This window comes from Ruegeria sp. CH5, assembly GCF_056537025.1.
The window spans coordinates 158,935-171,528 of sequence record NZ_JBQFQT010000004.1; the positions used below are offsets into that span (position 1 = coordinate 158,935).

Below are 12,594 nucleotides of genomic sequence, written 5' to 3' on the forward strand. Positions count from 1 at the left end.
ATGGCGTCCGGCGGCCCTGGTTGCCCGACATCCGCTGGGACCCGGCTCTTTTGAATTTTGGGTTGTGCCAATTCGCAAGGAACACTGCGTCGCAGCTTTCTGGATTGCAGTCGGTGAAGTGGATGCAAGAGCTTCCTCTCGCTGGCCGAGACCGTGCCACTATTTTGGGCAGGGTTAAAGCCTTCCCATGAGTCCGGATCGCCTAAAGGTAGAAAGAAACTTCGTGACGCGTGGTCGCTGAAATTTTGTAACGATGGCGTGTATCGTTGCGATATTTTTGTGCCCAGGCCGCCCGGATTGCAGCCCGAGGCGCGATCTGTTTCGGCAGAATTTCGCCGCTCGCTTTCGCCCGATCAGGCGAATCGCCAGCGGTCAGGGACGCAGCCGCGACTTCATCCCGGCTTCGGGGAAACAGGTGGGGGGCTGGTCGGTTTCTTCCTGCCAGCGGCCGATCGACCGGCGGGTTTTGTATCCCGGGAGCCCGTCGGCACCGCCCACGTCGTGCCCCATCGCGATCAACGCCTGCTGCATGGCGGCGATATCCGATCGATAAAGACCGCCCACCTTGCCCCATCGCCCTTTGAAATCGCCCACGCCATACTGAATGCGATCGCCCACATGGCCCACGAACAAGGCGTAGAGGTCGCTCATGTTGTAGTCTTTGAGAACGTAGAAATTAGGCGTTACGACAAAGGCCGGACCGTTCCGGCCAGCCGGCATCATCAGGTAGCCCTCTCCGCGCAGCTCGTGTTCGGGAAAAGGGCGTCCCGAGACGCGGGTGACGCCCATGGAGACCCAGTCGCGGATTGCCCGGCCCTGGTCGGGACCCTCAAGCGCGCAGGACACAGACGCAGGTACGGTCACCTCGAACCCCCAATCGCGGCCGCTGACCCAACCGTGCCGCGCGAGGTAGTTTCCGATCGATGCGATCGTGTCGTCGGCCGACCCCCATATGTCGGCCCGGCCGTCTGCATTGCCGTCGGTCGCGTGGTTCAAAAAGCTGGTCGGCATGAATTGGGGCTGGCCCAACGCGCCGGCCCAGCTGCTTTTCATCGCGCGGCCGTTCACGTGACCGGCCTCTACGATCTGCAGCGCGGCGATCAGTTCGCCGGTGAAATATTCCGCGCGCGTGCTCATGAACCCCTTGGTGGCCAGCACCTGGATTGCGTTATGCCGGATCGGAACCTGCCCATAGCCGCTCTCGCGGCCCCAGACCGCAAGGATGATCCGGGCGGGAACGCCGGTCTGTTCCTCGACCCGGCGCAGCGTTTCCGCATGACGCTTGGCCATACGCCGACCGCCGGCGGCGGCATCCTGAACCGAATTTGCGTTGAAATACCGGCCGGGGGACCCGAACTCGGCTTGCCTTTGCTTTTTGGGCGTCCGTGCCGGAGAGCCCGGCGGAACAAGATCGGGCAGTTCCCAATTCAGGCGAACTCCGTCGGTTGCGCTGTCAAACGTGCGGAGCGATACACCCTGCGCCTGGGCCAACGGCCAGACCTGTTGCTGCAACCAGTCCTGAAACTGCCGCTCAACCGCGGCTCGGTCCTGCGCGATCGCTGCGCCGGAAAACGCGATCAGTCCAATCAGAATAAGCAGTAAACGCATGACACAATGACTGACCCGACCCACTGGTCAAGTCAACTCGATGGTGAGGTGGTTCCCGGCTGCCGGGGAAAAACCTTGTGAAATCTGCTGACTCTGCCGATAGTTGCACCAACCTGAAGTTTGATGAGGGCGATCCGGCGTGAGCGGAAACAGGACTATACCTGCGGTACTGACAGCGCTGATCGTGGTCGTATTGTGGTTGGGCACGGCGCAATCGGCTCTGGCCAGCGACAGTTTCATGGATCCTCATGGCCCTATTGCGGCGGTCCAAAAAACACACCTGGTGCGCGCGACCGCGTTGATCCTGATTGCGGTCATTCCGGTTCTGGTTCTGGTTCCCTTGATCGCTCTTCGCTATCGGCGCCGCGCGCAAAGCCCGGCTGCCTATCGGCCCAAATGGGATTTCTCGCCCATGCTGGAAACCGCGATGTGGGGTGTGCCGGTGGTGATCGTGGCGCTGCTGTCCTTTTATCTTTGGAAAGCAACCCACCGGCTGGACCCTTACGCGGCCCCGTTCGGCGATGAACCGGCCCTGCGTGTGCAGGTGGTGGGGCTGGATTGGAAATGGCTGTTCATCTACCCCGACCTGGGCATCGCGACGGTGGGTGAGTTCGGGGTGCCGACGAAACAACAAGTCGCCCTGACACTGACGACGGACACGGTGATGCAGTCGTTTATGGTTCCCGCGCTGGCGGGGCAGATCTATGCGATGCCGGGCATGACGACCCAATTGCATCTCGTGGCTGATGCCCCCGGACAAATGCAGGGCGAAAACACCCAGTACAACGGGCGCGGCTTCACCAAGCAGAAGTTCCAGACGGTCGCGATGCCGCCGCCGGACTTCGATTCATGGGTCGACCATGTTCGGCAGAACGGTATCGTTCTGGACCCGGCAACCTATCGGATACTGGCCATGCGGACGGACCGGGACGAGGTTCAGGCCGCGCTTGGCACCGCGCAGATGCCGGACAATGCGCTGTATTTCCGTCTGGATGATGGCGATCTGTTCCACAGCATCCTGGGCCGGTATCACAACGGGCAACCTCTGCCGCAGGATCAGCAACCGGGAACCGCCCAATTCGGCCAGGAGGACAAGCAATGACATCTGCCGAGTCCGGTTTCTTCGGCCGTCTGAACTGGGATGCCTTCCCCATCGCCGGACTGATCCAGGATCCCAACACGAATGAAATCGTGGCCAATGCCGCGGCGGGCGTGGTGATCGTGGGGGTGTTCGCGGTTCTGGGACTGCTCACCTGGTTTCGCCTGTGGGGGCCGCTGTGGCGTGACTGGCTGACCAGCGCAGATCACAAGAAGATCGGCATCATGTATATCGTCTTTGCCATCGTCATGCTGGCGCGCGGCGTTCTGGAAGGCGTCGTGATGCGTGCCCAACAGGCGGCCGGGCCGGGCGAGGGGTTCCTCGAGGCCGAACACTTTGCCGAGCTGTTCAGCACCCACGGCACGATCATGATCTTCTTCGTTGCGGTGCCCTTCGTGTTCGGACTGGCGAATTTCCTCGTCCCGCTGATGATCGGCGCGCGCGACGTGGCCTTTCCGGTGATGAACCAGATCAGCCTCGGCCTGACGGTTTCGGCGGGGATGATGCTGATGGTCAGCCTGGTGGTGGGCGAGTTTTCCACCGGCGGCTGGACGGCCTATCCGCCCTATACCGGCGCGGCCTTCAATCCGGGCGTGGGGCCGGATTACTGGATCTGGGCGATCGTGGTGTCGGGCATCGGCACCACCCTGACGGGGATCAATTTTGCCGTCACGATCTACAAGCTGCGCGCGCCGGGGATGAAATTCATGCGGTTGCCGATGTATTGCTGGACGATCATCTGCAGCTCGATCCTGATCGTGTTCGCCATGCCGCCATTGGGGGTGGCGGCGCTGTTGCTGGCCGCCGACCGGTATCTTGATTTCCATTTCTTCACCAATGACCTGGGCGGCAACATGATGAACTATGCCAACCTGTTCTGGCTGTTCGGTCACCCCGAGGTCTATCTGCTGGTTCTGCCGGCCTATGGTATCTATTCCGAAGTCTTCGCGACCTTCTCGGCCAAGCGGCTCTATGGCTACAACTCGCTGGTGATCGCGACCATGTCGATTGCGGTGCTGTCGTTTACCGTCTGGCTGCACCATTTCTTCACCATGGGTCAAAGCGCCCTGATCAACGCGGTCTTCGGCATCGCCACGATGCTGATCGCCATTCCCACGGGCGTTAAGGTCTACGACTGGATGGCCACCCTGTATCGCGGCCGCATCCGGTTCTCGGTGCCGATGCTGTACGGGCTGGCCTTTCTGTTGCTGTTCGTGATCGGGGGGCTCAGCGGTGTGATCCTGGCCAATCCGACCGTCGACTATCAGGTGCACAATACGCTGTTCCTGGTCGCGCATTTCCACAACGTGTTGCTGCCGGGTGTCCTGTTCGGCTTGCTCGCTGGCTACAACTACTGGTTTCCCAAGGCGTTCGGCTTCCGTCTGGATAAGGCCTGGGGGCGGGTTTCGGTCGTGCTGTGGACGGTGGGCTTCATGCTGACCTTCCTGCCGCTGTATTTCGTGGGCCTGATGGGTATGCCACGTCGCTCCTACAGCTGGGAGGACCCGAGCTTTCACCCCTACATGATTGTTGCGGTCATCGGCGCGCTGGTCATTCTGGCCGCGCTGTTGTCGGTCGTCATGCAGCTGTGGGTCAGTATCCGCAACCGCGAACAGAGCCGCGTTCCGATTGGCGACCCCTGGGACGCCCGCACGCTGGAATGGTCGATCCCCGCGCCGCCGCCGCCCTACAATTTCGCGATCATCCCGCATGTCACGGACCGCGACGATTTTGCCGCCGCGAAAGAGCGTGGCGAGGCCTACCCGCACCCCGACCGGTACGAGGACATCACTATGCCGCGCAACACCAGCATCGGTTTCGTGCTCTGCGTGCTCAGCGGTGTGTGGATGTTTGCGCTGGTCTGGTGGATCTGGTGGCTGGCGGCGCTGGTGACAGTGATGATGATCCTGTCGTTCATCCTGTGGACCTTTCAGACCGATACCGAAGAAGTGGTGTCTGCTGACGAGGTGCGCAGGCAGCACGAGGCCTGGCTGGACCTGGTCCGCAACGCGACCCCTGTGAACCGGGATCACGAAGGTGCGCCAGAAAACACCGGGCTTGCCCGACCGGATCTGGAGGCAGCGACATGAAGCCTGCACCAACCCACAGTTACCCCGGTCTGAACCTTGGGCGGCGTCATGCCAGCGCCCACAAGGCGACCGAAGTGGTGACCTTCGGTTTCTGGGTCTTTCTGATGAGCGACCTGGTCTATTTCGGGCTGATGTTCGGCGTTTACATCACCATGATCGACGCGCAGGCCGGTGGTCCGGGTCCGCACGAGTTGTTCGATCTCTACAGCATCTTTGCCCAGACGCTGATCTTGTTGACCAGCAGCCTGACTGTTGGACTTGCCATGCTGGCGCTGAAATACAACCTGCCGCGCGGTCGGATCGTCCTGTGGTTCGGGGTTACGCTGCTGCTTGGGCTGAGTTTTCTGGTCCTCGAAATCCGCGATTTCATGTCGATGGCGGAAAAGGGTGGCATCCCGCAGCGCAGCGGTTTCCTGTCCGCCTTCTACGGGTTGGTGCCTCTGCACGGGCTGCATGTGGCGGCGGGCTGTGTGTGGCTGGTCGTTCTGGGCCTTCAACTGCGGGTCATGGGGATGACCGACCTCGTGATTTCGCGCGTGGTGCGGCTGGCACTGTTCTGGCACTTCCTTGATCTGATCTGGATCGGCATCATCACCATCGTGTATTTCGGAGGGCTGACCTATGGATAAACGGTCCGAGATGCACAGGCGCGAGCGGCGCCGGTATGTGATCGGCTATGGCGGCTCGCTGTTGCTGACACTCACCGTGTTTGCGATCGCCTACTGGTTCGGCATCGAGACCAAGGGTGTCTACCTTGCAATTGGGCTGTTGGGTCTGGCGCAGCTGATTGTTCAGCTGGTCTATTTCCTGCATATCGACCGTCGCCGCAGCAGCCGCGAAGATCTGGATTTGGTCCTGTTCTCGACGCTGGTTCTGCTGATTATCATCCTTGGAACGGTCTGGATCCTGGGCAATCTTGCAATGCGGATGCACATGCCGGGCATGTAGCGTCCGGCTAGCCCATCACCCACAGTCCCAGCCACAGGGCCAGCCAGCACAGTCCGAGGCTGAGCAGGATGTTTCCACCCGCAAGGACAATCGTCCGCTCGCGCTGCAGTTCAAGAGACTGGTAGGCAAAGCTGGAGAATGTCGTGAACCCTCCGCAAAAGCCGAAAACCAGGCGCTTTTCTTCTTCGGCCATCTCCACGGGCCCGCCCAGGTACCCGATCCAAAGCCCCAACAACAGGCTGCCCAATACGTTCACGACTAGTGTTGAGACCGGCAGGTCGTGGGTGATGGCCCGCGCGACCCAGTGGCGAAGGACTGCTCCCAGTCCGCCGCCCAGCCCAAACACCGCATGCAGATACAGATCGGTCATTCGGCCGGCCCTCCTGAGCGGCGGCGGCGTCCAATTGCCTCGCCCAGAATGGCCGCGCCCAAACCGCAGATGACTTCGGCCGCCAACGGGAAGATGACCGACCAGCCGTCGGTTTCAGCGATCCGTTCCAGTTCGGCGGCAAAGGACGAAAACGTCGACAATCCGCCGCAGAAACCAACGGCCCCGAGGTGCAGAACATGGGCATGCACCCGGCCCCGTATGGCGTAGAGCCATCCCAGAATGAAACAGGCCACGACATTGATGCCGAAGGTCGATGTCAGCAACGGCATCCCCGGAATTTCCAGCGCAAACAGTTCGCGCAGGATCGACCCAGCCGCGCCTCCGACAAAGACGGCGGCGTACATCATGGGCTTCCCCGAAACTGCCGCCTGAGTTTTGGCCAAGGACGCTTCTCCGCCTGTGGGGTTTGGATTTGGATAGCGGCTGTGCCGCCCGGGTTCAACCGCCGCAACCAAGCCACCGCAAATCCGCCCGATGCTTGGGGTGGCAGTACAAAGGCTTGCAATCAAAGGGCAACCTGCCCACGATCTATCGGGACAGGCCCGATGGGGTCGGAACCAGAGGGCAGGTCATGACGTCGAATTCCGTATGCAAGGTATTGCTGGATATTCTCGCGGATGCCGGAGGGTGCCAGATCTTCGGCGTGACGGGCGATGCGCTCAACCCCCTGCTTGAAGCCATGCGCGGGGATAGCCGGTTCGAATGGATCGGGGTCAGGCACGAGGAAAACGCAGCCTATGCAGCCTATGCCCAGGCGCATCTGACCGGCGGGATCGGGATTTGTGCCGGAACCGTCGGTCCCGGCGCGCTTCACCTGATCAATGGACTGTACAACGCCCGGCGTGAGGGTGCAGGGGTCGTGGCGATCACAGGTCAGGTCGCTCATCGGGAGCGCGGGACCGGATACCACCAGGAAGTCAATCTTGAGAAAGTGTTCGAGGATGTCTGCGGCTATCAGGCCGTGATCAATTCGCCGGACCAGATGCCGCGACTGGCTCAGATCGCCGTGCAACGCGCCTTGATCAACCGCGAGGTCGTGCGGATCGAACTGCCCATCGACATATCCGAACAGCAGGTGCCCAGCTTGCACCAACTGCACCCGATCCTGAAAACGCCATCAACGCTGATCCCGCCCGAATCCGAAATCGACCGTGCGGCTGAGATCATCAACGCGGGCAGGAAAGTCGCTCTTTTCGCCGGCGTGGGATGCAGAGAAGCCAAAGACAAGGTTCTGGCTCTGTCCCAACGGCTGAACGCGCCGATCACGCATTCCCTCAAGGGCAAGGACGTTTTTGACTATGATGATCCCAACGTGGTCGGGATGACCGGGTTGATCGGCAATCCCGGCGGGTATCATGCAGTGCGCGACTGCGATGTGCTGGTGATGCTGGGGACGGACTTCCCATACGAGTGGTTCCTGCCGGAAAAAGCGAAAATCATCCAGATCGATCGCAACGTCGAACATCTGGGACGCCGCGCGCCCATCGCATCGGGATTGCTGGGGGATGTGGGCGCGACGCTGGATCTGCTCTTGCCAAAGCTGGCAGCAAAGGACGACAGGGCGTTTGCCGATCGTCAGGTCAAGCTGTGTACGAAATGGCTGGCGCAGCAAGACCGCGACTCCAGTCTCGAGCGCGACACCGAGCCACTCCACCCGCAGCTATTCGCGCGGCAGGTCTCCAACCAGGCTGCCGATGACGCGATATTTGCAATGGATATCGGCGAATGCACGGTCTGGGTGGCGCGTCAGACCCGGATGAAAGGCGGACGGCGCATGGTGGGGTCGTTCAACCATTCGTCACTGGGGTCCGGGTTGCCGTCGGCGTTGGGAGCCGCCGCGCTGGATCCGAAGCGCGAGGTTTGGGCGTTCTGCGGTGATGGCGGTTTCGGCATGTCCATGCAGGATTTCGTGACTGCCGTGCGCTACGAGTGGCCCATTAAGGTGCTGGTCTTTAACAACCAGACGCTGGGCTTCGTGAAGATGGAGATGGAGGTGGCGGGTTATCCGCTGAACCCCGCTGCTACCGATCTGGTGAACCCGGACTTTGCGGAATACGCGAGGGTTTGCGGTGGGGATGGGGTCCGTGTGGAACATGCGGCTGACATCCCCGAGGCCGTCGCGCGGGCCAAAGAGAGCCGAAAGCCATTCATCATCGACGCCATGGTCACGCCCGGCGAGTTGGTCATGCCTCCGCATATCGATACCAAGATGGCCTGGGGTTTCGGCATGTCGAAACTGAAAGAAGGCATCCTGCTGGCCAAGGGTGAACATGCGCAGTGGGACAACTGGGTCAAGGAACTCAAGGCCAACCTCTGACCGATTGGCCCAAGGGAGAGCAAGATGATCGTACGTCGAATATATTATGTCGTGACCTATGTGGTTCTGCCTTTGACCGTGGTCTGGGGTTTGTACTGGCCTCCGGCATTCTGGCTGCTGATTTTGCTGGTCCCTTACGCGTTGGTCGGGCTGTACGACATGCTGACCACCAAACACAACGTACTGAACAACTATCCGGTTCTGGGCCATTTCCGGTATATGCTGGAGTTCGTCAGCCCGGAAATCCGCCAGTATTTCGTGGAAACCAACGAAAGCGGGCGGCCCTTCAATAGGATCATTCGCGCGCTGGTGTATTCACGAGCAAAGGGACAGGTCGACACTCAGGCCTTCGGCACCCAGTACGATATCACCGAAGTCGGATATCACCGGGCCAATCACTCGCTTGCGCCCAAGGACGTTCCGGAAAGCGAAGAGCGTGTGATGCTTGGCGGTCCTCAGTGTGAAAAGCCCTATCTTGCATCGCGGCTGAACGTTTCAGCGATGAGCTTCGGGGCACTCAGCGCCAACGCAATCCGCGCCCTGAACGGCGGGGCCAAGGATGGCGGTTTCGCACACAACACGGGCGAGGGCGGGCTGTCGCCGCACCATCTTGCCGAAGGCGGCGATATCATCTGGCAGATTGGCACCGGATACTTCGGTTGTCGGACGGCAGAGGGCGGCTTTGACAAGGACAAGTTCGCCCAGAATGCCCAGAAGGATGTCGTGAAGGCGATTGAGATCAAACTGTCCCAAGGCGCGAAACCGTCCCATGGCGGTGTTCTGCCGGCGGCCAAGGTCGATGAAGAGATCGCGCTTATTCGCGGCGTACCCGTGCATCAGGATGTGATTTCGCCACCCATTCACTCGGCCTTTGACGGGCCAACGGGCCTGATGCATTTCGTGCAGCACCTGCGCGAAATGTCCGGGGGCAAACCCGTCGGGTTCAAGCTGTGCATCGGCAACCGGTCCGAGTTCATGGGGATCTGCAAGGCCATGCTGGAAACCGGCATTCTGCCCGATTTCATCACCGTAGACGGGGCCGAGGGCGGGACCGGCGCGGCGCCTGTGGAATTTACCAACCGTCTGGGCGTACCGTTGAACGAAGGGCTGATCTTCGTGAACAACTGTCTGCGCGGAGTAGGCTTGCGGGACAAGATCCGGGTGATCTGTTCAGGCAAAGTGGCAACCGGCTATGACATGATCGAGAAATTCGCGCTGGGGGCTGACATGTGCAATGCGGCGCGGGCGATGATGTTCGCCGTGGGCTGCATTCAGGCCCTGCATTGCAATACGAACCGCTGCCCGTCGGGTGTGGCAACACAGGATCCCATTCGTGGCCGCGCGGTCAACGTGCCGCAGAAACGCAAACGGGTTCACCGCTTTCATGACGCCACTCTGGAAAGCTTTCGCGAAATACTGGGTGCCATGGGGAAAGAGCGCGTATCTGACCTTGGCCCATCCGATATCTACCGCCGAATTGCCAACGAGCGCGAGTGCTCATACGCGGAACTTTACACCTTTATCGAGCCAGGTGCCTTGTTGAAAGACACAGTGCCGCAGGAATTTGCAGCGGATTGGCAGAAGGCGTCGGCCAGCCATTTCTGATTTTTTTCTCGAATGGTCCAAGGATCCGCTCCTGTCCTACGTCTGAATAGTCAGAATGAGCAAACTGACCTCGGATGAAGAATTGGCCCATGGGGCCGCCAACGGGGACGCGGAAGCGTTCGCGACGCTGCTTGGACGGCATTATGACCGCGTGTTCCGGCTGGCCTTTCGGCTGACCGGCAGCGCCGAGGTCGCCGAAGATCTGACGCAGGACATATGTGCAGCCTTGCCCGCAAAAATTGTCGGTTTTCGAGCGAGTTCAAAGTTCACGACATGGCTGTATCGTGTCGTCTGCAACGCGGCACACGATGCGCGGCGTCGAACCGTCAGCCGAAACCGGGCAGCTATCGGCTGGGGCGATGTGGAAAAGATGCGGCGCGCCGAAGCCGTCGAGACGGCCGAGGCCCTGTCATGGCTGCAACGGGCCATGCAGAGCTTGCCCGAAGATCTGCGCCAGACACTGGCGCTGACGCTGGATGATGAAATGACCCATGCACAGGCCGCCGACGTGCTGGGCGTGTCCGAGGGCACGGTCTCATGGCGCCTGTCCGAAGCCCGAAAGCGCCTGCGCGCGATCAAACAAGAGGAGCTTGCCCAATGAGTGATGAGCTCGATGATCTGAAAACACTGATGGATGCCGCAACGCCTGCACCGGATGAAAAGCGGCGGGCCGTCAATTTGGAACTGGCCAGAAAAAACTTTGCTGATCTCCAAGGATCCCGACCCGGTACGCGTCCCAATGTCAAGCGAGGCCCGTTGGCCCGCGTGACAGAAGGAACCAAAGCCATGTTGAATGCAATTTCGACCCGCGGCACGCTGGCCGCCACAACTGCCATCGCTGCCGTGGCACTGATCATGATCGTGCCGCAGACGCGGGACGGTGTGCTGTCCCCCAGGCTCGGTACCGAGACCCGGGTGACCGGCCAGCCGCAGGCGGTTCGACCATCCGGACAATCAGACGCTGAAACGGCCGAGATGGTTCTTGAGGAACCCGTTGTCGAAGCGCCGATGGTTGTGGAAGAAGCGCTGGAACCTCTGGCAAAACGCAGCCTTCTCTCGCAAGGCCGCCTCGCCGACAGCACAGTGGCCCCTTCGGTTTCGAGCGACGCTTTTCGTCCGCCAGCGCGGCCCGAGCAGTCGTCCGAAGAATTTGCAAACGCCGAAACCAACTCACTCAAGGTCACCACGGAAGAACCGGTTTCGACGTTTGCGATTGATGTCGATACCGCATCTTACGCCATCGTCAGGTCCTCGCTTCTGGCTGGTCACTTGCCGCCGCGTGACGCGGTGCGGATTGAAGAAATGGTAAACTACTTTCCCTATTCCTATCCGGCGCCGGATGGCGCGGTACCGTTTCAGCCAAGCATCACGGTCATGCCCAGCCCCTGGAATACCGGTACTCGACTGGTCCATATTGGCATTCAGGGAACGCTTCCGGTGATCGAGGAGCGTCCGGCGCTCAATCTTGTCTTTCTCATCGACACCTCGGGCTCGATGCAGGACGCCAACAAGTTGCCCTTGTTGAAACAGTCCCTGCGCCTGATGTTGCCCGAGTTGCGACCCGAGGATCAGGTGTCGATCGTGACCTATGCCGGCAGTGCGGGCCAGGTTCTGGAGCCGACATCTGCAGCCGATCAGGCGAAGATCCTGCGGGCGCTCGAACACTTGGACGCGGGCGGATCCACAGCGGGACAAGCCGGGCTTCAGCAAGCCTATCAGGTTGCTGCAGACATGGCCGCCGAGGGCGAGGTGACGCGAGTCATTCTGGCCACGGACGGGGATTTCAACGTTGGCCTGTCCGATCCCGAAGCTCTCAAGGAGTTTATCTCTGACAAGCGCGACAGCGGAACATATCTGAGCGTTCTGGGTTTCGGGCGCGGTAACCTTGATGACGCGACGATGCAGGCCCTGGCCCAGAACGGAAACGGACAGGCGGCTTACATCGACGCGCTGAGCGAGGCCCGCAAAGTGCTGGTTGACCAACTGACCGGTGCGCTGTTTCCGATTGCCAACGACGTCAAGATTCAGGTCGAATTCAACCCTGCCCAAATCGCCGAGTACCGCCTGATCGGGTACGAAACTCGCGCTTTGCGCCGCGAGGACTTTTTGAATGACACTGTTGATGCGGGCGACATAGGTGCAGGCCACAGCGTGACCGCGATCTACGAAGTCACGCCGGTCGGCTCCAATGCAATTCGCAATGCACCGCTGCGGTATGGAAACACCGCCCCCGCTTCGGACAGTGATGAAATCGGCTATTTCAAGCTGCGGTACAAAACACCCGGCGACACGCGCAGCCAGTTGATCGAGCAACCGATCTTGGACGGGCTGGGCCGGCAGACGGACGACGTGAGGTTTTCGGTCGCGATTGCAGGTTTCGGCCAGTTGTTGCGCGGCGGCACTTACCTGTCCGACTGGAGCTATGATGATGCAATCGCGATGGGCAACACGGCCCGTGGGACCGATCCTTTCGGGTACCGGGCCGAAGCCGTGACCCTGATGCGTCTGGCGCAATCCCTGTCAAAATAAAGGGCGG

The 12,594-nt window shown here is 60.6% G+C and carries 11 protein-coding genes; 8 read left to right on the top strand and 3 right to left on the bottom strand.

Annotated features, from left to right (window positions below):
* Positions 1 to 372: 372 nt before the first annotated feature.
* The gene (locus tag ACR0JC_RS13790) at positions 373 to 1,608 is read right to left on the bottom strand and encodes a lytic murein transglycosylase (protein ID WP_170341319.1); all 1,236 of its coding nucleotides are present in this window, start codon (positions 1,606 to 1,608) and stop codon (positions 373 to 375) included.
* 139 nt (positions 1,609 to 1,747) lie between these two features.
* Between ACR0JC_RS13790 and ACR0JC_RS13795 the strand changes: the two genes are divergently transcribed.
* From ACR0JC_RS13795 to ACR0JC_RS13810, 4 genes are read left to right on the top strand one after another with little or no spacing between them, the layout of a single operon-like run.
* Positions 1,748 to 2,710 carry a cytochrome ubiquinol oxidase subunit II gene (locus tag ACR0JC_RS13795; protein WP_367647294.1) on the top strand — a complete coding sequence of 321 codons (963 nt, stop codon included), beginning with the start codon at positions 1,748 to 1,750 and terminating at the stop codon, positions 2,708 to 2,710.
* Entirely contained in the window at positions 2,707 to 4,797 is a 2,091-nt protein-coding gene (locus tag ACR0JC_RS13800; RefSeq protein ID WP_170341321.1) for a cbb3-type cytochrome c oxidase subunit I, read from the top strand. Before ACR0JC_RS13795 ends, ACR0JC_RS13800 begins: the two co-directional genes overlap by 4 nt.
* On the top strand, positions 4,794 to 5,426 hold the full coding sequence (locus ACR0JC_RS13805; protein ID WP_170341323.1) for a cytochrome c oxidase subunit 3: 633 nt from the start codon (positions 4,794 to 4,796) through the stop codon (positions 5,424 to 5,426). Before ACR0JC_RS13800 ends, ACR0JC_RS13805 begins: the two co-directional genes overlap by 4 nt.
* On the top strand, positions 5,419 to 5,745 hold the full coding sequence (locus tag ACR0JC_RS13810; RefSeq protein ID WP_244952445.1) for a cytochrome o ubiquinol oxidase subunit IV: 327 nt from the start codon (positions 5,419 to 5,421) through the stop codon (positions 5,743 to 5,745). Before ACR0JC_RS13805 ends, ACR0JC_RS13810 begins: the two co-directional genes overlap by 8 nt.
* A 7-nt stretch (positions 5,746 to 5,752) precedes the next feature.
* Here ACR0JC_RS13810 and ACR0JC_RS13815 read toward each other — a convergent pair whose 3' ends face one another.
* Together ACR0JC_RS13815 and ACR0JC_RS13820 are read right to left on the bottom strand one after the other, a co-directional pair.
* Positions 5,753 to 6,115, bottom strand: coding sequence for a fluoride efflux transporter FluC (locus ACR0JC_RS13815; protein WP_170341325.1), 363 nt, complete (start codon positions 6,113 to 6,115; stop codon positions 5,753 to 5,755).
* Complete coding sequence (locus tag ACR0JC_RS13820; protein ID WP_254429010.1) at positions 6,112 to 6,483, bottom strand: fluoride efflux transporter FluC; 372 nt, start codon at positions 6,481 to 6,483, stop codon at positions 6,112 to 6,114. Before ACR0JC_RS13820 ends, ACR0JC_RS13815 begins: the two co-directional genes overlap by 4 nt.
* A gap of 224 nt (positions 6,484 to 6,707) precedes the next feature.
* On the opposite strand from ACR0JC_RS13820, the gene ACR0JC_RS13825 reads away from it, so the two are divergent.
* From ACR0JC_RS13825 to ACR0JC_RS13840, 4 genes are read left to right on the top strand one after another with little or no spacing between them, the layout of a single operon-like run.
* The gene (locus ACR0JC_RS13825) at positions 6,708 to 8,453 is read left to right on the top strand and encodes a thiamine pyrophosphate-dependent enzyme (protein WP_170341328.1); all 1,746 of its coding nucleotides are present in this window, start codon (positions 6,708 to 6,710) and stop codon (positions 8,451 to 8,453) included.
* Between the two features lie 24 nt (positions 8,454 to 8,477).
* Positions 8,478 to 10,058, top strand: a complete 1,581-nt coding sequence (locus tag ACR0JC_RS13830; protein WP_170341330.1) for an FMN-binding glutamate synthase family protein — start codon at positions 8,478 to 8,480, stop codon at positions 10,056 to 10,058.
* A 55-nt stretch (positions 10,059 to 10,113) separates the two neighbouring features.
* Positions 10,114 to 10,659, top strand: a complete 546-nt coding sequence (locus tag ACR0JC_RS13835) for an RNA polymerase sigma factor (RefSeq protein WP_170341331.1) — start codon at positions 10,114 to 10,116, stop codon at positions 10,657 to 10,659.
* Positions 10,656 to 12,587 carry a vWA domain-containing protein gene (locus tag ACR0JC_RS13840; protein ID WP_170341333.1) on the top strand — a complete coding sequence of 644 codons (1,932 nt, stop codon included), beginning with the start codon at positions 10,656 to 10,658 and terminating at the stop codon, positions 12,585 to 12,587. Before ACR0JC_RS13835 ends, ACR0JC_RS13840 begins: the two co-directional genes overlap by 4 nt.
* Positions 12,588 to 12,594: the final 7 nt, after the last annotated feature.